This window comes from Christensenella intestinihominis (genome assembly GCF_001678845.1).
Taxonomy (GTDB): Bacteria; Bacillota; Clostridia; order Christensenellales; family Christensenellaceae; genus Christensenella; species Christensenella intestinihominis.
Genome location: NZ_MAIQ01000011.1, coordinates 1 through 25,598, shown reverse-complemented (window position 1 = coordinate 25,598; position 25,598 = coordinate 1). Strand labels below are relative to the sequence as shown.

Genomic DNA, 25,598 nt, shown 5'->3' with positions numbered 1-25,598 from the left:
AGCTTGATTGAAAATCGAAACAGGCGCGCTTCCTTTTGGGAAACGCGCCTGTTTTTTTATGTATTTATTAATGTTTCGAGGATTGGCAATTGGTTAAAAATAACATACCAATCTCGAGAGATTGTTCATGCGGGATAAATTACAGCAATGATTTTTTAGGGAAAGGAGGAAAATATTTTGAGTGATAAGCAAACACTAATCAAGCATGCACAGGATGAAACAGAGAGAAAGGCATGCCCGATCTGCGGAAACAAGGAATGGGATGTTGGAGAAGAAACTTATATTCTGGACGCATCGGGTGACGGAAAAGGCAGCGAGGTTGCCTGCGCCAAATGCACAAATTGCGGCTTTGTTGCTCTTTTCGCAGAGCCATGAGCGTGGAAACGATGATACGGAAAGCTATTCACGAATTGGCGGTGAATAGCTTTTCGTGGTTTCTGACCCTGGGAAGGGGATGCGAAGGTTTTTTATTTATTTGAAAAGCAGGAAGGCGGACGCCTTTTTTTATTTGTAAATAATCTTCCTATCCGCTATGATAAAATAAAAAATTTAAAATGCAGGAGAACAAAGGCTATGGAGAAAAGAATGCATATAAGGGGAAAGGTTCTGGCCATTGATTTCCAAGGAAAACGACAGGATTGCAAATGAAATACTGTGCAGGTTGCGGCGGGGAGTGGCGGCCCTCAAGTCGCGCGGAGTCTATACCGGGCGGGAAGGAGAAATGCTGGTGTGCGCGGTACATCGCCCGGAAGTATCGAAACTATATCATTTAATCTATAAGATCAATCCGGACGCTTTTATTATTGTGGGGGATACGGGACAGATTCGCGGATCGGGATTCATACCGAATACCGATCCGGCGGGGAAAATATTTGTATGCCCCTTAAAAAAGAAAAAACATGAGAATACATTGGCGCTCCCTGTAAGAAAAGCGGAAATGCCGGATCGGAGGGGAACGGTGAAGGCCAGAGGCAAATTTGAAATGGAAAGGATTTTAAGGTATAATTTAAACTGCAATGGAAACTAAAGGAGCGAAACAACAATTGGATAAAATAGTTATGCCTATGGTGGCACTTCGGGGGCTTGTGATTTTCCCCTATATGGTACTGCATTTTGATGTGGGAAGGGAAATGTCTGTCGCCGCGGTTGAGGAATGCGTGACGCAGGGACAGGAAATTTTCCTTGTAACGCAAAAAGACCTGAAGATCGAAATGCCGGAAATTAAGGATGTATATGAAATTGGTACGATCGCAAAGGTGAAACAGGTTCTAAAGCTTCCGGGAGACACGCTCCGCGTACTCGTGGAAGGAGAGAAGCGTGCCCGTATTTTGTCTTATGCGGCGCGTGAACCTTATTTACAGGCGGAAGTGGAAGTGATTCCGGACGAGTCCCATAACGATCCATCCAAAGAGGTGGTGAAGGAAGCGTATATGCGCCGCGTGACAGACCTGTTTGAGCGGTTTGCGGCTTTGGGCGCGCGCATTCCCGGAGAGACGCTTTTTACGGTCAGCGAGGTTGAGGAGCCGGGTAAATTTGCCGATATGATCGCCTCGAACGTGGCAATTAAGCTGGATGATAAACAAAAGGTCTTAAGCTGTATTGATGAGCTTGAACGCTTACAGCTTGTGATGGATATCCTGAAAAAGGAAATCGATATCCTTGAAATCGATAAAGAAATTGCATCCTCCGTTAAACAGCAGATCGATAAATCCCAGCGGGAATATTTCCTTCGCGAACAGCTTAAGGTAATCCAGAAAGAGCTGGGAGAGACGGAAAACGATGCGGATGAAATCGAAGAACTCAGGAAGAAGATAAAAGAGCTGCCTCTTTCCGAGGAAGCGCGAACCAAGGCGGAAAAAGAACTTGCGCGCATGGCACGCATGGCGCCGGGGTCCCCCGAGATCAGCGTGCTGCGGAACTATATCGATTGGATTGTCAGCCTTCCGTGGGGGAAGGAAACGACGGATAATATGGACCTTGCGCATGCGCGCAGCATACTCGACCAGGATCATTACGGACTTGCCAAGGTGAAAGACCGTATCATTGAATTTTTGGCGGTGCGCAAGCTGAAAAACGATATGCACGGACCGATCCTGTGCCTTGCGGGGCCTCCCGGTGTGGGTAAAACATCGATTGCGCATTCAATTGCGCGCGCCCTCGACAAGAAATTCGTGAGGATGTCGCTTGGCGGCGTACACGACGAAGCGGAGATTCGCGGGCACCGCCGCACGTATATTGGGGCGATCCCCGGACGGATCATTACCTCTATCAAGCAGGCAGACAGCATGAATCCGCTTTTCCTCCTCGATGAAATCGACAAGATGTCCAGCGACTTTCGCGGAGACCCGGCATCGGCGATGCTTGAGGTGCTTGATCCGGAAATCAACAACACGTTCCGGGATCATTATCTTGACATTGATTTTGATTTGTCAAAGGTAATGTTTATTACGACGGCAAACGATGTAAGTACGATTCCGGGGCCGCTGTACGACAGGATGGAAATCATTCATATCGACAGCTATACGGATATTGAAAAGCTTAATATTGCCAAGAAGCACCTGGTTGCCAAGCAGGCCAAGGAACATGGCTTGAAGCCATCTGCCGTGCGGATCAGCGACGCGGCGCTGATGGATATTATTCACCGCTATACTGCGGAAAGCGGCGTGCGCAGCCTTGAACGGGAAATTGCGGCGATCATGCGGAAATCTGCCGCGAAGATCGTGGCGGACGGAGTGGAGAAAATTTCCGTATCCCAGAAGAACCTGAAGGAATTTTTGGGACTGCCGAAATGCAGTGAAACGAATGTGCTGAAACGCGATACGGTTGGCGTCGTGACGGGGCTTGCATGGACGGCGGTTGGAGGGCAGACCATGCCCGTTGAAGTATCGGTCATTCCGGGGACCGGAAAAATAGAATTAACGGGGCAGCTTGGCGATGTTATGAAGGAATCGGCTAAAACGGGCATATCCGTCGTGCGGGCGATGTCCGGGAAGCTTAAATTCCCGAAGGATATTAACGAAAAAACCGATCTGCATATTCATGTTCCCGAAGGAGCGATTCCGAAAGACGGCCCTTCGGCAGGCGTTACGATGGTGACGGCCCTTGTTTCGGCGCTTACAAAACGCCCGGTGCGGCATGATATTGCGATGACGGGGGAAATTACGCTGACCGGAAGGGTGCTTAAAATCGGCGGAATCAAAGAAAAAGCGCTTGCCGCCTTGCGCGCGGGTATTCATACCATTATCCTGCCTAAGGACAACGAAAGCGATCTGGAAGAGCTTCCGGAGTCGGTGAGGAACGAACTCCATTTTATATTTGCCTCCGAGATTGATGATGTTCTGAAGCACGCCCTTGTGACGGAGAAAAAGTAGTGGAGATTAAAAAGGCAAGCTTTTTTACCAGTATGAAAAATGCCTCCGGTTATCCGAATGACGGAAAACCGGAGATTGCTTTTGCCGGGAAATCGAACGTGGGGAAATCTTCCCTGATTAATTTTCTGGCAAACAACGGAAAACTTGCTTATGTCAGCAAGCAGCCGGGGAAGACAAGGCTCATCAATTATTTCCTGATAAATGATTCTTTCTATCTGGTAGACCTTCCCGGATATGGATTTGCGCGGGTTTCAAAGGCAGAGCGCGATTCGTGGGCAGACATGATGGAATGCTATTTTGCCGCGGCCGAATACCTGCGCGCCCTTGTTATTTTGATCGATATTCGCCACAAACCGACGGAAGACGATTTACAGATGATCGAATGGGCGGCGCATTTCGGTGTCCCGTTTATGGTTGCGGCGACGAAAGCAGACAAAATTGCGAAGTCAAAACGCTATCATTACGCGATACAAATGGCAAAGCACATTGAAGCCGTTCTCGATATGGACCTGGAATTTGAGATTATTCCCGTCTCGTCGACGGGAAAGGTAGGCAAGGAGAAGGTTCTGCATTATCTTGAAACGATGACCGGTTTGCAGGAGGCGGAGGAATGAATATCTATGCAATCGGGGATTTACACCTTTCCAATGCGCAACCCAAAGCCATGGATATTTTCGGGGAGCATTGGAAAAATCATTTTGAGAAAATAAGCGCCAACTGGAACGCGCGCGTAACGGGGGAAGATATTGTGTTGATTCCCGGGGATATCAGTTGGGCGATGAAGATGGAGGATGCACAGCCGGATATCGACGCAATCTGCGGTCTTCCCGGAAAAAAGATCATGATTAAAGGGAATCATGATTATTGGTGGGGATCGATGGCGAAAGTAAACGCCATGCTGCACAATGACACCCATATTTTGCAGAATAATTGCCTCGAAGTGGGGGATTATGTTTTTTGCGGGACGCGCGGATGGACGCTGCCCCAGGACAGCGGCTTTGGGGCAAACGACCAAAAGATTTATGAACGGGAGAAGATACGGCTTCAGCTTTCCCTGGATTCCGCAAAAAAATATCCCGGACGGGAAAAAATTGTGATGATGCATTTCCCGCCGATTTACCAAAATATGAAAAATACGGAATTTGCACAAATCCTTGAACGCGAATGTGTGGCGGAGGTTGTGTTTGGACACCTGCACGGCGATATTTTGAGAAATATCAATTTAACGGATGTAAAAACAGGCGGGGTAAACTACAATCTTGTCTCAGCGGATTACCTTGATTTCAGATTAAAAAAAATCCGTTAAGCCAATCTAAAAAATAAGCAAAAAATGTGACAAGACAGCGAAAAAATAAGTTCGCTGTCTTTTTGTATTTCTCACGAAAATACTTGCATAATGGTGCGGGAAATGGTAAAATTTGATTAAAAGTGGTGCAAAGTGGTTAAAAGTGGGGAAAGGAGTATCGCGCAGAGATGTTGATCGGTGAATACACACACAACATAGACGCCAAGGGCAGAGTATTCATGCCGGCAAAATTTCGTGACGATTTGGGCGAAAGCTTTATTGTGACGAAAGGCGTAGGCAAATGCCTTTTTGTGTTTTCATCGGAAGAATGGGCGAACTTCTCCGGCAAGCTTAAGGATTTGCCGGTATCCGACGTAGCCGCACAGAGTTTTACCCGTATGCTGTTTGCAAGCGCGTGCGAATGCGAAGGGGACAAGCAGGGCCGGATTCTTTTGCCGCAAAGGCTTCGGGATCATATCGGCGTTACCAAAGAGACAGTTATTATCGGTGTGATGACGCGCGCGGAAATCTGGTCGAAAGAGGGCTGGGAGGAATATAACGACAGCGCGTACCAGGATTATGAAGAAACGCTTGCCAAACTGGCGGCGCTTGGGATATGAGTCCGCGCGGGCACGTTCCGGTGCTCTACTACGAAACGCTGGAAATGCTGGACCTGAAAAACGGTGAAGTCATTGTGGACGGAACCCTCGGCGGCGGCGGACATGCAAATGGGATTTTGGAGCAAATTGCCCCGGATGGACGGCTTGTCGGGATCGACAGGGATGCGGCGGCAATTGACCGCTGCGCGCAACGGTTTTCTGCTTACGGAGACAAGGTTGCCCTGGTTCACAGCAATTTCAAGAGAATCAAGCCGATTTTAAATGATTTGGGAATCGACAAAATTGACGGAGCTGTTTTAGACCTTGGAGTGTCCTCTTTCCAGCTCGACGAAGGGGAACGGGGATTTTCCTACAATGCGGATGCCCCGCTCGATATGCGGATGGACCGGGAGAATCCGCTTTCCGCCTACGAGGTGGTAAATGAATATTCCGAAAGCGATCTCGGAAGAATCATCAGGGAATATGGCGAAGAACGCTGGGCGGCGCGCATTGCGCAGTTCATTGCGGAGGAACGCAAAAAAAAGAAGATAGAAACGACACAGGAATTGACAGAAATTATTAAAAAAGCGATTCCCGCGGCGGCGAGAAGAGATGGACCGCATCCGGCGAAGAGAACATTCCAAGCGGTCCGGATCGAAGTGAACGCGGAATTGACAGGACTTAAGGAAGCACTGGAGGATTATGTTTCCGTCCTGAGAAGTGGAGGGCGATTAGCAGTAATCACCTTCCACTCCCTCGAGGACCGGATCGTAAAACAAACCTTCAAAAGACTGTTTGATCCATGCGAATGTCCAAAGGATTTTCCAGTCTGTGTATGTGGGAAGGTTAGCCAGATCAAGATAATTACAAGGAAGCCCATACTGCCGGAGGCGGAAGAACTGGCGGAAAATCCACGCGCAAGAAGCGCGAAGTTACGGGTAGCGGAAAAGAGATAGCGAAAGGGATAAACACATGAACGCGATACCGCAGAGAGCATACGACAATTATGAAAGAATACAGATTCCGCGCAGGATAAACAATGATACGCAGCGCGGTCGTGTTTCTGATATGGAAGCTTACCGAATGCAGAAAATTGCGGCGGAACGCCGCCGCCTCCAGCAGCAGGATGAAATTCATACCGCCCGGCGGGTAGGCGTGCAGCAAGGACGTCCAGTGCAGGCACGGCAGCAGCAGGCCGCCCGGCGTCCGGTGCAGGCACGGCAGCAGACACAGCGTCCGGCGCAGGTCCAGGCACGGAAAACCGCGGAGCAAATGCAGCGCCAGCGCTATGCGGCGGCGCAGAGAAGCGGCGAAGTGCCGGGCGAACGTTACGGCATCCGCCAGACAGGTGTGAAAAACATTGTGGGCGGCAGGCGGCTGACGCCTGCATATGAAGGCGCATATGTTGGCGGGAACGAATATTCCTACAGAGCACGGCAAACAGGAAGGTATGAAAGAAGCTATTCCGAACGGTATGACCGCCGCAACGAATATGCCCGGCCGCGGCAGGCGGCAAGCTATGGCGGATATGCCGCCCCGGCACCGAGAAAGTATGCACGTGGTTACGAACGCACATCCGGAATCGAAAACACCGCATACAATGGCGTGAAACCGATTGCGGTAGAATATGAGAGCCCCAAAAAGAAGGGGATCATTTCTACGATTTTGCTGATTGCCGTGGTATTTGCGGTTCTTACAGGGATTGTGATCCGTTATGCTTCGATCAGCGATCTGAGCAATAAAAATGTGCAGATTCAAACACAAAATGAAGCGTTAAAGGACGAACTGGATAAGGTAAAAATGGAGAATGCGCTTAGCCAGGACCTGAACAGCATTCAGCAGAAGGCGTCTACGGAGCTGGGAATGTATTATCCCACCGATGACCAGATTGTTTATTTGGAACCCGAAGCGGATGACGCCGCTGCCGCACCTGTGGAAAGCGTACAGCCCGAAACGCAGGAACAGGAGGCACCTGTGGAGGTGCAGGGAAACACAGGCGGGGAAACAAATTTCATGGAAGACCTCCAGGGCTTTTTCGGCGATATGATGGAAGCCCTGAAAGGGTGGTTTCAGGCATGAAAAATAAGGAGTTAATGGTTTGGCAGCTTCGCATGTCCTGATTACAAGAAAGAGACTGCTCGTCTTATTGATTATACTGATCGTCCTCATTATCCTGCTCATGACCCGAGTGGGATATTGGTCTTTATGGAAAGGCGCAGACCTTAAGGCACAGGCGGAATCACAGTGGGTCAAGGATATGGAAGTCAGCGCAAAACGGGGTTCCATCATGGACCGGAACCAGCAGATTCTTGCCCAAAGCGCGGCAGCCGATACGGTGGTGCTGTTGCCGGAAAAAATCGCCAAAGCGGAAAATGCGAATGAAATTGCGGACCAGCTGTCCCAGATTCTCGGGATGGACCGCGAAGAGGTTTACCAGAAGGCCAGCAATACGGAGAAAAAGGAAATATGGCTGAAAAGGCAAATTTCCATGGAGCAATCGGAGCAGATCGAAGCGCTTAACCTGAAAGGCGTTACGTTCCGGGACGATGTGAAAAGGTTTTATCCGAACAAGGATTTTGCGGCGCAGGTGATCGGTTATACGACGCTCGACGGGGAAGGGCAAACGGGTATCGAAAGACGCTATAACACGACGCTTTCAGGACGTGCCGGCAGGCAGGTTGCCGAGACGGCAAAGGATGGAAGCGGCGTGCCCAACGGGCAGGAAATGATGATCCAGCCCCAGGATGGCCTGAATGTTGTGCTGACCATCGACGAGATTACCCAGAGTTTCCTGGAAAGCGCCTGCAAAGAGCTTTACGGGGCACAGTCCCCGGAAAGCGTGCAGGGTCTGGTAATGGATGTGACGAACGGAGAAGTCCTTGCCATGGCAAACATTCCGGAGTTCGACCTGAATTCCCCGCCGCGCGAGGATGCGGAGACGTTATCGGCGCTTTCTGCCAATGTGATTACGGCAACCCCCTATGAGCCGGGAGATATTTTTGGAATATTTGCGGCGGCCGCCGCGCTTGACAGCGGGACCAGTGCGGGGGAATATATGTGCACGGGCTCCCATACGGTGGACGGGGAAGCCGTTACATGCAGCGGGGCGCATGGCTCGCAGGACCTTGCGAATACAGTGCTGAATCATTGTAATGTAGGAGCGGCAATGCAGGCGGATGCCATGGGAAGGGATGCATTTTACCAATACCTGAAAGGATTTGGATTTGGAAGTAAAACAGGGATTGATTTTTCCACCGATACGGCAGGCGACCTGGTTGAAAAACGCTATGCGCGTGCATCGGACGTTGCAATGATGGGAACCGGGACGGATATCAAAATATCCCAGATGCAGCTTGCGAGCGCCGCCGGTTCCATTATTAACGGGGGGACCCTTTACACCCCGAAAATGGTTCTGGGGCTTTCGGATGCCGACGGAAATATGACGGAGACCTATGCGCCGGAAGCAAAAGGGCAGACCGTTACGGAAGGAACGGCGGTGCAGCTTAAAGCCATAATGGAAAACCGTGCGCAGACAGACGGAGTTTCCGTGGCAGGATATTCCACGGGCGCGGTATGCGGGGCGGCAAGCCAATACAAAGACGGCACCGTTGTACAGGATCGCGTTGTTTCGACCTATATTGCCTATGCTCCCGCCGACGACCCGAAATATATGGTAATGATTACCGCGACAGGCGTTCCTGCAACGGAGACGATAGAAACGGTATGCGCGCCATATGTGCAGGAAACCCTGGAAGGGGCGCTTAAAAACGGGAATATTATGCCCAGCGAAAATATGCAGGAGCAGGAAAAGGTAACCGTGCCGAATGTTGCCGGTATGCAGCTGCAGGAGGCGCGCGACGCGCTTGCAAATGCGGGGCTACAGTCTTCTTACGATGGGAGCGGCGCTGTAGTCGGCCAAGTCCCGGCCGCGGAGGAAACGGTTTATAAAAACAGTACGGTCACCTTATCTATGGAAACAAAAGCGACGCCGCAGGGAGAAAGCGGCATGATAACCGTTCCGGACTTTGCGGGTATGGACATGGCGACCGCGAGGGACACGGCAGTTTCTTCGGGCCTGGTATTTGTCGCGAGGGGCAATGGAGTGGCCCAGGGCCAATCACCTGCGGCAGGAACACAGGTCGTTCAAGGCAGCGATATTGTTATTGAGTTCAGACTACAAATTGCGTCTGCGCAGTAGAAGGATACAATACTTTGTGGTATAATAAAATCCGGATTTCGGGAGGATGCAGAAAATGACATTAAATGAATTGTTTCGCGACATAGCCTGTGAACTATATGGGGACGGGGAAACAGAGATAAAGGATTTGAAATATGATTCCCGAAAAGTACGAAAAGGAGACCTTTTCTTTTGCATTTCCGGATTTTCCGAGGACGGACACAAATACGCGCCGGATGCGGCAAAAAAAGGAGCCGCGGCACTTGTCGTAACAGAATATCAGGAAGGCATCGATGTGCCGCAGGTCGTTGTGAAAAATGACAGGGAAACGATGGCGCTTGCTGCCTGCCGGTTTTTTGATTATCCTGCGCGGCGTATGAAAATGATCGGCGTTACGGGAACAAACGGAAAAACGACGACTACGTATATGCTTAAAGCCATTGCGGAGCAGGCGGACATGAAGGTCGGCCTCATCGGGACCATTCGTAATATGGTGGGGGATAAAGTGATCCATACGGAGCGCACAACCCCCGAATCGGTCGACCTGCAGCGGCTTTTAAAAGAAATGGCGGATGATGGCTGCGAAGTGCTGGCGATGGAAGTGTCTTCGCATTCGCTGGTTCTGAAACGTGTTTACGGAATTGATTTTGATATTGGAATTTTTACAAACCTGACGCAGGACCACCTTGATTTTCATGAAACATGGGATAATTACATCCAGGCAAAAAGCATGCTGTTTGAGCAGTCGGAAATCTCCGTGATTAATATTGACGACGACAGCGCGGCCAATATGATGGGCGCGGCGAAACGCGAGGTTGTGAAATATAGTGTGCTCCAGCCCATCCAATATGCGGCCAAGGAGTTAGAGCTCACGCATGAAAAGACAAAGTTTTCAGTTGAAATTGACGGGCGGGATTTGCATATCGAGGTTCCGATTCCCGGCTATTTTACCGTCTATAATGCGATGGCTGCAATTGTGGCGGCCAATGCTGCCGGGATCGACAGCTATTGTATCGAGCAGGGGCTGAAGAATATGAAGCCGGTTGCAGGACGCTTTGAACCGCTTAATACACATGGCCATGAGTTCAGTATTATTTTGGATTACGCCCATACGCCGGACAGCCTGAAAAATGCGCTCGATACGGCCAAAAGCTTTGCCCCCGCACGGGTGGTAACGATTTTCGGGTGCGGCGGCAACCGGGACTCCGGGAAACGGGCCATTATGGGGGAAATTGCAGGGGAACGTTCCGACTTTACGATTATCACCTCGGATAATCCGCGGTTTGAAGAGCCGGTGGCCATTATGGCGCAAATTGAAGAAGGCATAAAAAAGACGGACGGGAAGTATATTTGTATTGAAAACCGCAGGGAAGCGATCGAATATGCAATTCGCAACGCGCAGAAGGACGACGTAATCCTTCTGGCGGGCAAGGGGCACGAGGATTACCAGGAAATCAAAGGCGTAAAGCATGACTTTGATGAAAAGGTAATCGTTGAGGAAATAATGAACAGGCTCGGGCCTGTAAGAAAATAAAGGAAAACCGAGGATCGACGGTCTATGAATTTTATAACAGGGATGCTGCTTACGGTTTTAATTGCTTTTGTGATTACGTTTGTGGCGTCAAAAATATTGATTCCCATTTTAAAAAAGGCAAAGGCGGGCCAGCATGTGCGCGACGACGGGCCCAAGACGCATCTGGTTAAGGAAGGCACGCCTACCATGGGCGGGATTGCGATGCTGGTGGGCATTATTGCATCCAGCTTCATTTTTTCGTCGGGAGATATCAAATATACGCTATTTGCAGTCATTACGGTTTTGGCGTTTACGGTCATCGGCTTTCTGGACGACGGGTTAAAGCTTTTCAAGAAGCGCTCCCTTGGCCTGCGGGCATGGCAGAAAATTGTTTTGCAGCTTATCGCTGCGGCAATTGTTGCCTGCCTTGCGTATTATTGGCTGGGGATTGACTTTGTGATGATACCCTTCGCTTCCGATTGGCAGCTTGGAATCGGGTTCATTCCGTTTACGATGTTTGTGCTTCTCGCTATGGTAAACAGCGTCAACCTGACGGACGGCCTCGACGGCCTTGCCACAGGCATTACGCTGATTAATTCGTCTACATTCCTGCTTATCTTCGTGTTGAGCGTGATGGGGGCGGTCGTGGTGACAGATGCGGAAGTTGTTACCGATATGTCGAATATGACGATGTTTACGGCGGCGGTGGCCGGCTCCTGCATTGCCTTTCTGTGTTTCAATGTGCATCCGGCGAAGGTTTTCATGGGAGACACCGGGGCATTCGCACTCGGCGCGGCGCTTACAGCGATGGGAATTGCGACGGGAATGCAGCTTTTCCTGGCGATTATGGGCTTTATGTTCGTGCTTTCAGCAGTGTCGGTCATTATACAGGTCGGGTCCTTTAAATTGCGCGGGAAGCGTGTATTTCGTATGGCCCCCCTGCATCATCACTTTGAACTGGGCGGGGCAAGCGAAACACAGGTCGTAACGGGTTATATGATTGCCACGACTCTTTTGTGTATCGGAGCATTTCTGATGTTTTTCTTCTCGTTTTAAACGTACTTCAGGAGGCAGATTATGGATTACAAAAATAAGAAAGTACTGGTCATCGGAATGGCGAAAAGCGGCGTCTCTTCCGCCGCGCTCTTGTGCAGGCTTGGCGCCGACGTGACAATTTACGATGTGAAGAAGCGGGAAGACCTGCCGGAGGAACTTCTTCGTGAGCTGGACGGGCTTTCCTATCACGACATGCTGGGGCAGGACCCGACGGATATGGTTTCGGAAATGGATATTCTTGTACTGAGTCCGGGAGTTCCGCTGGGGCTGCCTTTTATCCGCAGGGCTTATGAACTTGGAAAACGGGTTATCGCTGAAATTGAATTGGGATTTGCGGTTTCCAAGGCGGATTTTATTGCGATTACGGGGACGAACGGCAAGACCACAACAACAGCCCTGACAGGTGAAATTTTTAAAAATGCGGGAATTCCCACGCATGTGCTTGGAAACATTGGAGTGCCGATCACGCAAGAGGCGATGCAGACGAATCCGGGAGATGTTGTGGTCGCGGAAACGGCGGCACTGCAGCTCGATACGATAGAATCATACCGTCCGCGTGAAAGTGCGATCCTTAATATTACAGAGGATCATCTGGACCGTTACGGGACGATGGAAAACTATATTGCGGCAAAAGCAAAAATTTTTAAAAATCAAACCCGGGAAGATTACTGCGTATTGAATTATGACAATGACATTGTAAGGGGCCTGGAGACGCAGATCAAAGCGAAGGTTGTTTGGTTCAGCGCGGCGGCGTTTCCTCCGAATGGGGCTTATGTAAAGGATGGCATCATTCATTTCTCACTAGATGGAAAAGAAATGGATATTATGCCCGCAAAAGAGCTTCGGATTCCCGGGCGGCATAATCTTGAAAATGCACTTGCGGCAACGGTCCTGGCGTGTTTGTATGGGATATCGGCGGATGTGATTGCCGACACGCTTAGGACTTTTCCAGGCGTAGAACACCGCATCGAGTTTGTGCGTTCGGTGAACGGCGTTACATTTATTAACGACTCGAAAGGAACGAACCCGGATGCGACGCTGAATGCGATCCGGGCGATGGACCGCCCGACTGTGCTTATCCTCGGAGGATATGACAAGAAAAGCGATTTTGTGCCGTTATACCAGGCATTTACGCCTATGATTAAAGCGGTAATCGTGCTTGGCGATACCGCCGGAAAGCTGATCGATGCGGCGGAAGCCTGCGGGTATCAGAATTATATCCGGGCAAACGGCTTTGAAGACGCTGTGCTGAAAGCCTACAGCATAGCGGATGAGGGAGATAATGTACTGCTGTCCCCGGCCTGCGCCAGTTGGGATATGTTCGAAAATTTTGAAGAGCGGGGACGTATTTTCAAAGAAATTGTGAACGGACTTTAATATGCAAAAAAAAAGTATTTTACAAAAGGGTTCGATCGATTATTCAATATTGATCGTAACGCTGATATTAATTGCATATGGAGTAATCATGGTGTTCAGCGCCAGCTATTATATGGCGCAGGCCTCCAAGGATTACAATTACGACGGCCTGTACCTGTTCAAAAAACAGCTTTTCGGGGCGGCGATCGGCCTTGCCGCCATGATTTTCTTTACCTTTTTCGATTATAAAAAATTATTCAAGCTTCGCTACATTATTTTGGCAATTGCCGGGGTATTTCTGCTTGCGGTGCTTGTTCCCGGCGTGGGGGTGACCCTCAATGGCTCATCCCGCTGGATCAGGGTTCTTGGAATCAGTATCCAGCCGGCGGAAATTGCGAAGATTGCACTGATTATCTTTATTGCGTCTTCAATTTATATCAACCGTAACCGTATGAGCACCTTCCGTTATGGTATGCTGCCGCCGCTCCTCGTACTCTTGCCGATCTGCGTGCTTCTGTACTTACAGCCGAATTATTCGGCAATCATTGTGCTTGCGGCGCTTACATTTATCATGATCTTTGTAGGCGGGGTAAAGGGCTGGCACCTTGCAGCCCTGGGCGGTATCGGCGTTATTGGCGGAATCGTGCTTATGGTACAGGAACCTTACCGGGTCGCGCGGCTTGCTTCTTTTATGGACCCTTGGCAGAATCCGACCGGGGACGGCTATCAGGTGATCCAGTCCCTGTATGGCATCGGCTCGGGCGGATTGTTTGGGCAGGGGATAGGAAACGGGACACAAAAGCTTTCATGGCTTCCTTATGGGGAGTCGGATTTTATTTTTTCGATTATTGCGGAGGAATTGGGTTTGATCGGGGCGGTTTTGCTGCTTGCCCTGTTTGTGTTCCTGATCTATAGGGGCATTAAGGTTGCGGCAACTGCGCCGGATATTTTTGGAACGATGCTCGCGACGGGGATTGTCACGCTGATTGGACTGCAGGTGGTGGTAAATGTGGGCGTGGTGACGGCGTCCTTGCCGCCGACGGGCGTATCCCTGCCGTTTATCAGCTATGGAAGTTCTTCGTTGGTTATATTTATGAGCATGATTGGAATACTGCTGAATATATCAAAACAGGGCAGGCGTATTATGATGGCAAGCACAGCGCGCCAGAGGACATAATGGAGGAGTCATGAAGGAACGTCGAAAAGCGCACAGTGTAGGAAAAACGATATTGACAGTCGTGCTGGTGGTTTTAATCCTTGCGGGAGCCGGCTATTTTACATATGCTTATTTTCAGGTTGAAGATATTAAAGTGGAAGGCGACCATCCGGCATTTTCCAATGGGGATATTGCAAAACTGGCAGATATACAACCGAAAACGCATATGTTTTTTGTAGATACGAATGAAATCAAAGAGAAGATAGAGACGGAACCGTACCTCGAAGTGAACAGCATCACAAAGCAGTATCCGAAAACCCTGGTTGTGACCGTCACAGAGCGTAGGCCGGTGTCGGTAATACCATATGCGGACCAGTATCTCCTTGTGGATGTGAATGCAAACGTATTGGAGATGCTGACGGATTCACCGGCGGAACCTTACCCTGCGGTAACGGGTTTTGCAATCGATGCGATCAATCTTGGCAAACAGATTTCCACGCAGGACAGCTTTAAGCTTACCGTTTATACGGAAATGATGAATGCGCTTGAGGATAAGGAAATTAAAGATTTGATGGAGACGATTGACTTAACGGATATCAACAATATCAAAATGAAAACCCGGGATGGCCTGGAAATTAAATTCGGACAATCCGATAAGGTTACCGATAAAGTGAAAATGATTAAACGTATGATTCCAAAACTTGCCGCGAGCGGCGGAAACACAACGGGAATCCTGGATGTAACGATGGGAATATCGGCGACCTACCAACTGAATGAGAATAGTACGGCGATGCCGCAGGACGATGGGGCGCAGGCTCCGGCGGACAATACTGCGCAGCCGAACGGGGAAGATACCGATCCTGATGCGGGCAACGATGGCGAATAAGTCCTTTATTCCCGCTGTAAATCAGTTCGTTTGGATGCGGTAAATATGTCAAAAAATATACAAAAGTGTTTTGTTTTCCAAATAAATGTGATATTATATGCATAATGGTTTCTTATAGAGAACGGAAACGGGACGCTAAGGTTGGTTTTTGAATGAGAGATTTCAAAACGGTTATCGAATTCGGTACATCGAAGATTGCCTGCACTGTCGCTGAGAAAAAGCAGCGTATGGGGCTGGAGGTTTTAGGGTACGCGCAAATTCCTTATGCAGGTATTAAAAAATCAAATTGGGTGGATTCCAAGAATGTAATCTATGCCTTGGAGCAGGCCCTGGAGTCATGCGAACGTCAAACCGGATTCCGCATCAGAAGCGCTGATGTCGGGATACCGGGTTCTTTTATTAAGGTTATTACGCAAACTGCCCAGGTGCCCGTAAAGGGAAGGGTTTCCGAGCGTGATATCGACCGCCTGGTTGACCGTGCGCGGCGCTTTGATATTCTCGACGACCTTACCCTTGTGCACGAGTGGCCTGCATGGTTCCTGCTCGATGATAAGAATATCTATCTGGAACCTTACGATATCCCGACAAAGAATCTGCGCGGATGTGTTTCCTTTACCTTCGCAAATAAATTTTTCTTAAAAGACGTCATGGACCTTTTGAACCATTTGGGAGTCCGGGTTGATTATTTTATTCCGGAGCCCCTTGCCGAGGCGCTCTACCTGCTTTCCGCTGAAAAACGGGATTCCTTTGCGGCGTTGGTGGATATTGGTTACTACAGTACAAATGTTTCGCTTGTGTATGGCGATTCCATTTTGTATTTTGCCACCATTCCGATGGGAGGCGGCCATATCACGAACGATATCTCTTATGCCATGAAGGTTGAGGCGGAAACGGCGGAGCAGCTGAAACGCCGCTATACGTTTGGGTTAAGCGATAATAACAGTATTTCCCAGTTGTTTGCGAAAGACTCGGAAGGAAAGCTGAAAAAATATCCTTATGATCTTCTCAAAGAAATTATTGACGCGCGTGTAGAACACCTGATCACATATATTGACCAGCACGTCGCTATGGCGGAAGCAAAGATCGGCAGGAAAATCAACGTTTACCTTACGGGCGGAGGGCTTGCCTTTATGAAAGGCTCGGATAGCTTTTTCCGGGCAGTGTCGGGCAGGATTCCGTCTTTGATCAAGGTTCCGAATACAAAGCTGCAGCCGCCGGATATGCATTCGGCGTATGCGCTTATGCAATATGCGTATGACGGTTACATTCAAAGCAAGCCACCAGCCAAAAAGAAAGGGCTTTTTGGAAAAGAGAAGGATGTACTGTTTGAATAATTTATCCATATCAAGGAGGAAAACAAATGTCACTCGAATTTGATAATAACAGCGAAAATTTTGCGAAAATTCGTGTTTTCGGTGTTGGCGGTGCGGGTAACAATGCTGTCAACAGAATGATAGAATTTGGCGTGAAGGGAGCGGAGCTTATTGCTGTAAATACCGATAAGCAGGCTCTTTTCCTGTCAAAGGCCGACCAGAAGATACAGATTGGCGAAAAGCTTACGAAGGGCCTTGGTTCCGGCGCGGACCCGGCAACCGGCCGCAAGGCGGCGGAGGAAAGCCGTGATGAGCTGGAGCAGGTTGTAAAAGGCGCCGACCTTGTGTTTGTGTCGTGCGGCCTTGGCGGCGGTACTGGAACGGGTGCGGCCCCCGTAATTGCAGAAATTGCAAAGGAAGACGGATGCCTTACGATCGGTTTTGTTACGAAGCCTTTCTGGTTTGAAGGACATCCGCGTGCAAAAGCGGCGGAAGCGGGTTTCGAGGATTTAAAATCGGTTGTAGATACGATTGTGACGATTCCGAACGATAAGCTGCTCAATACGGTTGGGAAGGACACGCCGCTTGTCGACGCTTTTCGCGTAGCGGATGACGTGCTGCGCCAGGGGATTCAGGGTATTATCGACCTGATTGGCAAGCCCGCCCTTATCAACCTGGACTTTGCAGATGTGAAAAAGGTCATGACCCTGCGCGGCATCGCCCATATGGGAATTGGGATCGGCTATGGCGAAAACAAAACGGTGGAAGCGGCGAAACAGGCGATCAACAGTCCGCTGCTTGATACAACAATTGAAGGCGCACGGGGGATTATATTTAATGTGACGGGCGATCCCTCCCTTGGAATGTATGAGATACAGGAAGCGGCGAAGATCATTCAGGAAGGGGCCGATCCGGAGGCGGATGTTTTCTTCGGCGTATGTATCGATCCGTCGCTTGATGACGAGGTTCGCATTACAGTGATTGCGACTGGCTTTGACGCACCGGAAACGGTGGGTATGCCCAAGGTGCAGAAGCAAAAGGTAGAGGAGAAAATCGAATTTACGGATGAAGTATCCCTGAATCTGGAACCGCCGATTCCCCATCGTGAAAAAGCGACCCTGAATACGGGCACCGCACCTATGCCGGAATTAAAGGAATCCGGGGTGAAAGAGCCTGAGCCGTTGGAAACGTTTGGAGACGAAGACCTTGAGATTCCATCCTTCCTGAAAAAGAAGCCCAGGAGGAACCGCACCGACTATTGACCCATGTGATGACTCAAGCATTATTGAGCATTTGTTGTAGAATATCTCATTGCAGCAGTCAAAAACCACAGAATAAAGCAACCAAAGAACAAGCAGAGCAAACAAGGTTAGTCTTATCGGACTGGCCTTTTTTTATTGCCACCAGAAGGCGCAAAGGCCCAGTCGGAAAGGCACTACTCATGACAGATATCGAAAAGCTGAAAGGCGCAATCACAATCATAAAGGCAATGGCGGATATACCAGGCCTGGAAGCTGAAGAAGTAGAGCAGCTGGAGTATGCAGTTGAAACACTTGAAAAGACTATCCTCATAGAAAAGGCAAGAGCGAGAACCGTAGCTGCCTTGCCAGCCAACGGACACAGCACTACATTAGCCTAACGACGCCACGCAGGCATTGCCAACCTGCGAAAGAGAGAGAGCATCCACGATATGATTAGCTATCAAGAGTATTTAAATGAGACTAACAAGAATGATACACGACAGGCTTGGATAGACTGGAAGATGGAGCGCTGTGACATGCCGGAAGAAGAAGCAATCAAAGCGGCTTATGACGAAGAGTGGGGCTATAGCCAAATACAAGCATAATAAAGCGTTGCACAGCTTAAAGGAAAACTTGGCGGAAGATAAAGTCGATGAGTTTGAGAAGGCACGGCATACCTTATGACACGACGCAGGCATTGCCGAACATAATGGAATAGGGCAAGCATTGCCAGCAGAGAACCAAAGATAGGCATTGCATGCCTGGTGGCAGAAGAAATGCATTGCCAGCAACGAGGCGGGGATTAAAGGATAGGCGTTGCCAGCCTTTGCAAGTGAGAGTGGCATTGCGTGTCTGATGTGATGAGATAGGCATTGCCAGCCTTTGCAAGTGAGAGTGGCGTTGTGTGCCTGATGTAATGAGATAGGCATTGCCAAACGGTTAAGTGGAGTGGTATTGCGTGCCTTATGAGCCAGATGGTAGGCATTGCATGCCTGGGTGATAGAGGTAGGCAAGAGAAGAAATTGTACGGAGGGCTTAGTAGTGGGGGCTGGGTGTGGCAACAAGTGCACAATATTGCTCGGTGCGTCACAACCCAAAACAGTAACCAATAAAAGGCCTTTTTCTTAAGGAAAAGGGTCTTTTTTTTATGATATATTTAAAAATATAAAATTTCATTAAATAATTTCATTAAAACCTACATAAACCGACATAATTCCACGAGCGAATAATGTTACCATACAGCCAAAAGTTGCAAGGGGCCGGAATGAAGAAACAGCTGTATGATAAAGAAAATGCAGGCGCGCCTTCCTTTGCGGACAAAAGCCTGCCTGAAAGCGGAAGCGGGGCAAAAAGGTCCCTGATTGAAGAGAACCTTATAATTGCCTTTTTTGTGGCAAAGAAATATTCCCGGCGGGCTGACGAGCTAGAGGATTTGATAGCGGTCGGAAATGTTGGGTTGGTAAAGGCGGCGTATACCTTTAATTCCCTGCGAAAAACACAATTTTCCACCTATGCGTCCCGTTGCGTTGAAAATGAAATATTAATGTACCTCCGCAGGAATATGAAGCGGGAAGTGCTGATGGGGGACTGGAAAACGGAAAGTCTGCCCGAGCAGGGGGAAGACCCGGTATGGCGGGAAATGGAACACAGCATCAATATCGCCAGCATTGAAGAAACGGCGGACAGGCTTCCGCCTAAGCAGAAAAAGATTATTTATTTACGGTTTGGCCTCGACGGGAAACGGGAGAGGACACAAAAGGAAGTTGCGCGGCTTGTTGGCGTTTCACAGTCCAATGTCAGCAAGGTGGAACAAAAATTTGGTTTTCTTTTAAAAGACGATCTGGCGGATGACGCCAAATAATGAAAATTTATGTTTTTCTGTTAAAAATGTGATATACTGAACACAATAAATCTAATTAGCTGCGGAGGGAAAGCGAGTGAAATGTATTTATTGTGATTTTCCGGAAAGCAAAGTGGTTGATTCCCGTCCGGTCGATGAGGGGACTTCCATCCGCAGACGGAGAGAGTGCCTGAAATGTGGGAAGCGCTTTACAACCTATGAAAAGGTGGAAAGCCTTCCTGTTTTTGTGATTAAAAAAGATGGGAAACGGGAAGTATTCGATATAGAAAAAGTGAAAAAAGGCGTTGTCAAAGCGTGCGAGAAACGCGAGGTCTCGTTCCAGGATATTGAAGAATTGATTAACGAGATTGAGCGTTCCGTATATAACGCCCCCAGCCAGGAGATTACCTCTCACGAGGTTGGCGAGATTGTAATGGACGGGCTGCGGAAACTGGATGAAGTCGCTTATGTGCGGTTTGCGTCGGTCTATCGCCAGTTTAAAGATATCAATACATTTCGTGAAGAACTCAACAAGCTTTTGACGGAGAAATAGATGAACGCATTTGAAGAAAAAGTAAAGCGCGGTTTTTTGTTGCAAGAAAAAAATGGCGTTTTTTTCCTGACCATTCCTTCCTTTTTGGAAGCCGGATTTCAAAAACATTGCTATACGACGCGTATCGGAGGCGTAAGCGGGGGATGTTATACCTCCCTTAACCTGAGCAAAACAAGAGAGAATTCTCCGGAAAATAAAGAAGAAAATTACAGGCGTGTCTGCCGGGTTCTTGACGTACCGTATGAATCGCTTACGTTGGTAAATTATGCGCACGGCGACGGCATTTGCAGGGCATATGCGAAGGATGCGGGAAAAGGGATTACCCGGGCGAACGATTTGCCTCCCTGTGATGCAATGATTATCCATGAGCCGGGGATTACTGCGGTTACGCTGCATGCGGATTGCGTTCCCGTCTTTTTTGCGGATAAAAAGCAGAGGATTGCCTGTGTAAGCCATGCGGGATGGCGGGGCGTTTACGGAGAGCTTCCGGCAAAGATAGCGCGAACGTTTTTGAATGAGTACGGAGCAGAGCGGGAGAATCTTTTGATTGGGATCGGCCCGCATATCATGGCTGAATGCTTCGAGGTGCAGGAGGATGTTGCCGGACCCTTTGGCGAGCGCTTCGGAAGTGAGACGGTGATAAGCAGGGCGGGGAGTCTGTATGTGGATTTACAGCATGCAATCCTGGAGCAGTTGCGCCGGGAGGATATCCCGCCGGAAAATATTACCTGTGCAGACCTTTGTACTTTTTCGCGGGAAGACCTGTTCTTTTCACACCGCAGGGACCGGGGGAACACAGGCGCAATGGGATCGTTTATCAGCATTGATACGGAAGCTGTTTAAAGAAAAAAATGACCGTTTATTAATTAAACGGATAAGAATTTCCAAAAGAAGGTAGATGTGATGGACAGGATTTACTTGGATTATGCAGCGACAACCTACGTGAAAGACGAAGTGCTCGAGGCAATGAAGCCTTATTATAAAGAGCATTTTGGAAATCCCTCCAGTATGTACGAAAGCGGCCGATATGCAAAAAATGCGCTGGATCAGGCCCGCGGGGAGGTTGCAAAGTGCATTGGCGCGAAATATGCCAATGAGATATATTTTACGGCCTGCGGCACGGAGAGCGATAATTGGGCGCTCAAGGGCGTAATGGAAGCGAACAAGGCCAAAGGAAAGCATTTGGTTACAACCGCAGTGGAGCATCATGCCATTATGGACACTGCCGGATATTTGGAGAAAAACGGATATGATGTTACGGTTTTGCCGGTAGATGAATACGGGATGGTAACGGCGCGGCAGGTAAAGGATGCCTTGCGCGATGATACGGTGCTTGTATCCGTGGTCTATGCCAACAATGAAGTAGGTACGATTAACCCGATTGCCGAAATCGGCAAGGTAACACGGGAAGCGGGGGTGCTTTTCCATACGGACGCGGTGCAGGCTGCCGGTCATTTGCCGCTGGACGTACAGGCGGATAATGTTGATTTGCTTTCCATTTCGGCCCATAAGTTTTATGGCCCGAAGGGAATCGGAATGCTTTATATCCGGAATGGAGTAAAAATTGAGCGCTTTATGCACGGCGGCGCACAAGAGCGAAAGCGCCGTGCGGGAACGGAGAATGTGCCGGAGATTATCGGGCTTGCAAAAGCGCTTGCTTTAGCAACGGGGACGCTTGAAGAAACAAACAGCAGGCTTACCGGGCTGAGGGACTATATGATCCGCGAAATTATGGAAAAAATTCCATATACAAAGCTGAACGGACATCCGGAAAAGCGGCTGTGCAACAATGTAAATATTTCGCTGGAGTTTATCGAGGCGGAAGCGTCGCTTTTAAGCCTTGACCTTGCGGGCATCGAGTGCTCGAGCGGCTCGGCATGTGCAAGCGGTTCCCTGGAGTCTTCGCATGTGCTTCTTGCAATGGGAATTCCGCCGGAAACTGCAAAAGGGGCGCTTCGTTTTACGATGGGGGAAACAACAACCCGGCAACAGGTGGATTATACGGTAAATGAGCTCGTGCGGCTTGCGGAACGTTTGCGGAAGATATCGCCGTTGTTTCAACAGACGCATGCTTAAAGGAAAAAGGAGATAAAGGGATATGTACACGGAAAAATTAATTCAGCATTTCCAGGAACCCCATAATGTTGGCGTGATGGAGGATGCGGATATTGTAGGCGAGGCGGGCAGCCCTAGCTGCGGAGACACCACGACGGTCTACCTGAAGATGGACGGGGATGTTATCAAGGATATTTCCTTCCAGACCTACGGGTGTGCCGCGGCCATTGCCAGTTCGAGCATACTGACGGACATGGTGAAAGGGAAGACGGTTGAGGAAGCGCTGAAGGTCACAAAAAACGATATTGTGGATGAGCTTGGCGGAATGCCGGCCGAAAAGGTGCACTGTTCGCTTTTGGCGGAGGATGCGCTTAAGGCAGCGCTTAATAAGGTGCTTGCGCAAAACAAATAGCATTTACTTCTTGGCTGGATTAGGGTATAATACAGACAGGTAGGCAGTTATAGTAAAGGAGGCGGGGCAATGTCAGATTTCGATAAGACGATGCAGTTCAATTTCGATAAAGAACTGGAGAATCCTGTGCGTGGTATTATTCGTATCGTAAGCGAAGCGATGCGTGAAAAGGGGTATGATCCGGTGAATCAGTTGATTGGTTATATCGTTTCCGGTGACCCGACCTATGTGACGGGATATAAAAACGCGCGGTCGCTGATTGCGAGCGTTGACCGCGATGAACTGCTGGAAGAACTTGTAAGCTATTATATCAAGCAAATGTAAAACAATTAAATCACGCCTGAATCGGAAACTGGCAGGCGTGATTTTTTGTACATAAAGGAGAAGCGAGTGGGTAGAGTTTTAGGGTTGGACGTAGGCGACATACGTATTGGTGTGGCGCTTTCCGATCTGCTGATGATTACGGCGCAGGGAATTGAGACCTATACACGTAAGGATGAAGAAGCGGATATCCGGTATTTTTGTGATCTTATGGATAAACAGGATGTGGACACACTTGTGGTAGGACTGCCGAAAAACATGAATGGAACGATCGGCGAGCAGGCGGAAAAGGTACAGGATTTTGCCGGGAAGCTGAAGGCGGCATGCGGCCGCAAGCTTATTTATTGGGACGAACGGCTTACCACCAAAAGCGCCCACAGGACCCTGCTTGAAGCGGATATGAGCCGTAAAAAGAGAAAAGCGGTTGTGGATAAAATTGCCGCTGTGTATATTTTGCAGGGCTATATGGATAGTTTATAAGGAGAGGGAAAATGAACGAAGAAGAATTGAATTTGATTGAAATGCAGGACGAAGAAGGAAATGTAATGAAATTTGAGCATCTGCTTACCTTTGAAGTAGATGAAGATTTCTACGTTGCTTTTACGCCCGTTGAAAAAATGGAAGAATTTGATGTGGGTGAAGTATTGATTATGCGCATCCAGGAAGATGACGAGGGAGATGTTTACCTGCCCATCGAAACGGAAAAAGAGCTGGATGAGTTGTGGGCGATTTTCCAGCAGCTTTATTATGAAGAAGACGAAGAGGACGGGGAAGAATGAACTCCCCAAATTTGTCCCGGAAAAATTGTAAAAAAGTTTCATGAAGGCTTGACAGGAGCCTGAGTTTATAATAGAATAATAGACGCGCTGTGAATTCAGTGCATATGTGATGTGTGGGAGTATAGCTCAGCTGGGAGAGCATCTGCCTTACAAGCAGAGGGTCACAGGTTCGAGCCCTGTTACTCCCACCATTCAATTTTCGTCATTTTATTTCTATGGCCTGGTAGTTCAGTTGGTTAGAACGCTAGCCTGTCACGCTAGAGGTCGAGAGTTCGAGTCTCTTCCAGGTCGCCATAGAATCCCTTCCGGACTTACGGGCCCGGGGGGAACATAAGCGGGAGTGGCTCAGTGGTAGAGCGTCGCCTTGCCAAGGCGAATGTCGCGAGTTCGAATCTCGTCTTCCGCTCCAAACGGCGCCATAGCCAAGTGGTAAGGCAGGGGCCTGCAAAGCCCTCACCCCCAGTTCAAATCTGGGTGGCGCCTCCACGCCGCACCAAGCGGTATGAGCAACGAGTCACGCAAAGCGTGGCTCGTTTGTTTTATGCCGCTTGGCCGCTCCCTTAACCTAATGCAGCTCACTGTGCCAGACTGTGCGGTGCTTCCTTCAATGAAGAGGTTTCTGTCCCGCACGCTTAAGCTTCCTTAATATATAACAAAAAAATATATTCAATAAAAAACATCAAAATTACTAAAAAAGTAGAAATACTAGTTGACTGATGTGGCTTTTTGTTGTATTATAGCATTAAACAAACAGAAAACAACTAAAATCAACAATTCCAAACAAGAATAAATGACCGTATCCTGAAAGATGGGAGGTGCAAAAATGCTGGCAGTTGAGCGTAAAAGTAAGATAATTGATTTGCTGGAAGCCAAAGGGCAGGCAGAAGTGAGCGAGCTTGCGCAGATGCTGAGCGTTGTGCCGGAGACAATTCGCCGTGATTTGAAGGAACTGGAAATGCAGGGGGTTTTGCAGAGAACCCATGGCGGCGCCGTACTTGCGGAGAAAAAAGAAGTGGATACCTTACATTCGCTTCGAATTAAACAACATTATAAGGAAAAGATAAAATTATGTAAAAAGGCTGCTGAGTTTATTGAAGAAGGCGATACGATTTTCGTAGACAACAGTACGACTCTTTTAAATTTGGTTCGTTTTATTAATCCGGAATTTAGTGTTACCCTGCTTACCAATTCGGTGGATGTACTTCAGCTTGCCTCCACTCTTGATAATCAGGTAACCGTCATCAGCAGCGGGGGAGTGCTCCACCGGGAAAAGATGTATCTTGCAGGATCGATTGCCGATTATATGCATACGGAATTTATTCCGTCAAAAGCGTTTATCTCATGCTATGGGGTTTCGCTCGAGTACGGACTTTCGGATTGCAGCATGAACGAGGCGGCATTTAAAAAGAATATGATGCAGGTGAGCCAAAAAACCTTCTGCATTGTAGACCATACAAAATTTGAAAAAAACGGGCCGGTTAAGCTTACGGGAATTGATGCATGCGATGTTTTGATTACGGACAAACGCCTGGAGCCCCGTTATCAGGAGATGCTGCAGTCTGACAATGTAATTATGGATATTTTTCATTGTGAAGAGAATAATAAATGATTTATATAAAAAAATAAGGAATGCGGAGGTAAGGAAATGAAGTTAGGATTCTTTGCGGCAAACTATGCGCATCTGA

General features: G+C 48.8%; 27 protein-coding genes and 4 tRNA genes. All 31 read left to right on the top strand.

The window, feature by feature from the left end; all coding sequences use genetic code 11:
- Positions 1 to 177: 177 nt before the first annotated feature.
- The 31 genes from BBD38_RS12560 to BBD38_RS12415 all read left to right on the top strand — a co-directional run bounded on the left by BBD38_RS12560 (position 178) and on the right by BBD38_RS12415 (position 25,522).
- The gene (locus tag BBD38_RS12560; protein ID WP_066688778.1) at positions 178 to 375 is read left to right on the top strand and encodes a hypothetical protein; all 198 of its coding nucleotides are present in this window, start codon (positions 178 to 180) and stop codon (positions 373 to 375) included.
- Between the two features lie 238 nt (positions 376 to 613).
- On the top strand, positions 614 to 1,027 hold the full coding sequence (locus BBD38_RS12555; protein WP_066688777.1) for a YitT family protein: 414 nt from the start codon (positions 614 to 616) through the stop codon (positions 1,025 to 1,027).
- Positions 1,017 to 3,371: an endopeptidase La gene (lon, locus tag BBD38_RS12550; RefSeq protein WP_066688775.1), complete on the top strand. Its 2,355-nt coding sequence runs from the start codon at positions 1,017 to 1,019 to the stop codon at positions 3,369 to 3,371. Before BBD38_RS12555 ends, lon begins: the two co-directional genes overlap by 11 nt.
- Complete coding sequence (gene yihA / locus BBD38_RS12545) at positions 3,371 to 3,985, top strand: ribosome biogenesis GTP-binding protein YihA/YsxC (RefSeq protein WP_066688774.1); 615 nt, start codon at positions 3,371 to 3,373, stop codon at positions 3,983 to 3,985. The genes lon and yihA overlap by 1 nt, the downstream gene beginning before the upstream one ends.
- Complete coding sequence (locus BBD38_RS12540) at positions 3,982 to 4,677, top strand: metallophosphoesterase (protein WP_066688769.1); 696 nt, start codon at positions 3,982 to 3,984, stop codon at positions 4,675 to 4,677. The genes yihA and BBD38_RS12540 overlap by 4 nt, the downstream gene beginning before the upstream one ends.
- A 167-nt stretch (positions 4,678 to 4,844) precedes the next feature.
- The gene (gene mraZ, locus BBD38_RS12535; RefSeq protein ID WP_066688767.1) at positions 4,845 to 5,276 is read left to right on the top strand and encodes a division/cell wall cluster transcriptional repressor MraZ; all 432 of its coding nucleotides are present in this window, start codon (positions 4,845 to 4,847) and stop codon (positions 5,274 to 5,276) included.
- A complete protein-coding gene (rsmH, locus tag BBD38_RS12530; protein ID WP_066688765.1) occupies positions 5,273 to 6,211 on the top strand; it encodes a 16S rRNA (cytosine(1402)-N(4))-methyltransferase RsmH in 939 nt (312 codons plus the stop codon). Before mraZ ends, rsmH begins: the two co-directional genes overlap by 4 nt.
- A 127-nt stretch (positions 6,212 to 6,338) precedes the next feature.
- The gene (locus BBD38_RS12525) at positions 6,339 to 7,334 is read left to right on the top strand and encodes an FtsB/FtsL family cell division protein (RefSeq protein ID WP_066688764.1); all 996 of its coding nucleotides are present in this window, start codon (positions 6,339 to 6,341) and stop codon (positions 7,332 to 7,334) included.
- A gap of 19 nt (positions 7,335 to 7,353) precedes the next feature.
- The gene (locus BBD38_RS12520) at positions 7,354 to 9,453 is read left to right on the top strand and encodes a penicillin-binding transpeptidase domain-containing protein (protein WP_147568168.1); all 2,100 of its coding nucleotides are present in this window, start codon (positions 7,354 to 7,356) and stop codon (positions 9,451 to 9,453) included.
- A 55-nt stretch (positions 9,454 to 9,508) separates the two neighbouring features.
- Complete coding sequence (locus tag BBD38_RS12515) at positions 9,509 to 10,966, top strand: UDP-N-acetylmuramoyl-L-alanyl-D-glutamate--2,6-diaminopimelate ligase (RefSeq protein ID WP_066688756.1); 1,458 nt, start codon at positions 9,509 to 9,511, stop codon at positions 10,964 to 10,966.
- A 24-nt stretch (positions 10,967 to 10,990) separates the two neighbouring features.
- Entirely contained in the window at positions 10,991 to 12,001 is a 1,011-nt protein-coding gene (gene mraY / locus BBD38_RS12510; RefSeq protein ID WP_082989676.1) for a phospho-N-acetylmuramoyl-pentapeptide-transferase, read from the top strand.
- Between the two features lie 21 nt (positions 12,002 to 12,022).
- Positions 12,023 to 13,378, top strand: coding sequence for a UDP-N-acetylmuramoyl-L-alanine--D-glutamate ligase (gene murD, locus BBD38_RS12505; RefSeq protein WP_066688754.1), 1,356 nt, complete (start codon positions 12,023 to 12,025; stop codon positions 13,376 to 13,378).
- Position 13,379: 1 nt separating this feature from the next.
- Positions 13,380 to 14,534, top strand: a complete 1,155-nt coding sequence (gene ftsW / locus BBD38_RS12500; protein ID WP_082989675.1) for a putative lipid II flippase FtsW — start codon at positions 13,380 to 13,382, stop codon at positions 14,532 to 14,534.
- 10 nt (positions 14,535 to 14,544) lie between these two features.
- Complete coding sequence (locus BBD38_RS12495) at positions 14,545 to 15,399, top strand: cell division protein FtsQ/DivIB (protein WP_066688753.1); 855 nt, start codon at positions 14,545 to 14,547, stop codon at positions 15,397 to 15,399.
- Positions 15,400 to 15,551: 152 nt separating this feature from the next.
- Entirely contained in the window at positions 15,552 to 16,733 is a 1,182-nt protein-coding gene (locus BBD38_RS12490; protein ID WP_066688752.1) for a cell division protein FtsA, read from the top strand.
- A gap of 26 nt (positions 16,734 to 16,759) precedes the next feature.
- Complete coding sequence (ftsZ, locus tag BBD38_RS12485) at positions 16,760 to 17,974, top strand: cell division protein FtsZ (protein ID WP_066688750.1); 1,215 nt, start codon at positions 16,760 to 16,762, stop codon at positions 17,972 to 17,974.
- Positions 17,971 to 18,351 (top strand): hypothetical protein, encoded by a 381-nt coding sequence (locus BBD38_RS12480; protein ID WP_147568167.1) that lies wholly within the window; start codon positions 17,971 to 17,973, stop codon positions 18,349 to 18,351. The genes ftsZ and BBD38_RS12480 overlap by 4 nt, the downstream gene beginning before the upstream one ends.
- A 51-nt stretch (positions 18,352 to 18,402) precedes the next feature.
- Positions 18,403 to 18,558, top strand: a complete 156-nt coding sequence (locus tag BBD38_RS14585) for a hypothetical protein (protein ID WP_156738185.1) — start codon at positions 18,403 to 18,405, stop codon at positions 18,556 to 18,558.
- A gap of 659 nt (positions 18,559 to 19,217) precedes the next feature.
- Positions 19,218 to 19,814 carry a sigma-70 family RNA polymerase sigma factor gene (locus tag BBD38_RS12475; RefSeq protein WP_066688747.1) on the top strand — a complete coding sequence of 199 codons (597 nt, stop codon included), beginning with the start codon at positions 19,218 to 19,220 and terminating at the stop codon, positions 19,812 to 19,814.
- A 76-nt stretch (positions 19,815 to 19,890) separates the two neighbouring features.
- Positions 19,891 to 20,346, top strand: coding sequence for a transcriptional regulator NrdR (nrdR, locus tag BBD38_RS12470; RefSeq protein WP_066688746.1), 456 nt, complete (start codon positions 19,891 to 19,893; stop codon positions 20,344 to 20,346).
- Positions 20,347 to 20,430: 84 nt separating this feature from the next.
- Entirely contained in the window at positions 20,431 to 21,189 is a 759-nt protein-coding gene (locus BBD38_RS12465; RefSeq protein WP_207644654.1) for a polyphenol oxidase family protein, read from the top strand.
- 60 nt (positions 21,190 to 21,249) lie between these two features.
- Complete coding sequence (gene nifS, locus BBD38_RS12460) at positions 21,250 to 22,422, top strand: cysteine desulfurase NifS (protein WP_066688742.1); 1,173 nt, start codon at positions 21,250 to 21,252, stop codon at positions 22,420 to 22,422.
- A gap of 22 nt (positions 22,423 to 22,444) precedes the next feature.
- Positions 22,445 to 22,813, top strand: a complete 369-nt coding sequence (locus tag BBD38_RS12455; RefSeq protein WP_066688740.1) for an iron-sulfur cluster assembly scaffold protein — start codon at positions 22,445 to 22,447, stop codon at positions 22,811 to 22,813.
- A 69-nt stretch (positions 22,814 to 22,882) separates the two neighbouring features.
- A complete protein-coding gene (locus tag BBD38_RS12450; RefSeq protein ID WP_066521288.1) occupies positions 22,883 to 23,137 on the top strand; it encodes an IreB family regulatory phosphoprotein in 255 nt (84 codons plus the stop codon).
- A gap of 66 nt (positions 23,138 to 23,203) precedes the next feature.
- Positions 23,204 to 23,614, top strand: coding sequence for a Holliday junction resolvase RuvX (gene ruvX / locus BBD38_RS12445; RefSeq protein ID WP_066688738.1), 411 nt, complete (start codon positions 23,204 to 23,206; stop codon positions 23,612 to 23,614).
- Between the two features lie 11 nt (positions 23,615 to 23,625).
- Positions 23,626 to 23,913, top strand: coding sequence for a DUF1292 domain-containing protein (locus tag BBD38_RS12440; protein WP_066688737.1), 288 nt, complete (start codon positions 23,626 to 23,628; stop codon positions 23,911 to 23,913).
- A 115-nt stretch (positions 23,914 to 24,028) separates the two neighbouring features.
- Positions 24,029 to 24,104: transfer RNA gene (locus BBD38_RS12435), tRNA-Val, on the top strand.
- Between the two features lie 26 nt (positions 24,105 to 24,130).
- A tRNA-Asp gene (locus BBD38_RS12430) sits at positions 24,131 to 24,207 on the top strand.
- 40 nt (positions 24,208 to 24,247) lie between these two features.
- Positions 24,248 to 24,322 (top strand) — tRNA-Gly (locus BBD38_RS12425).
- Between the two features lie 3 nt (positions 24,323 to 24,325).
- Positions 24,326 to 24,399 (top strand) — tRNA-Cys (locus BBD38_RS12420).
- A gap of 337 nt (positions 24,400 to 24,736) precedes the next feature.
- A complete protein-coding gene (locus BBD38_RS12415) occupies positions 24,737 to 25,522 on the top strand; it encodes a DeoR/GlpR family DNA-binding transcription regulator (RefSeq protein WP_066688736.1) in 786 nt (261 codons plus the stop codon).
- Positions 25,523 to 25,598: the final 76 nt, after the last annotated feature.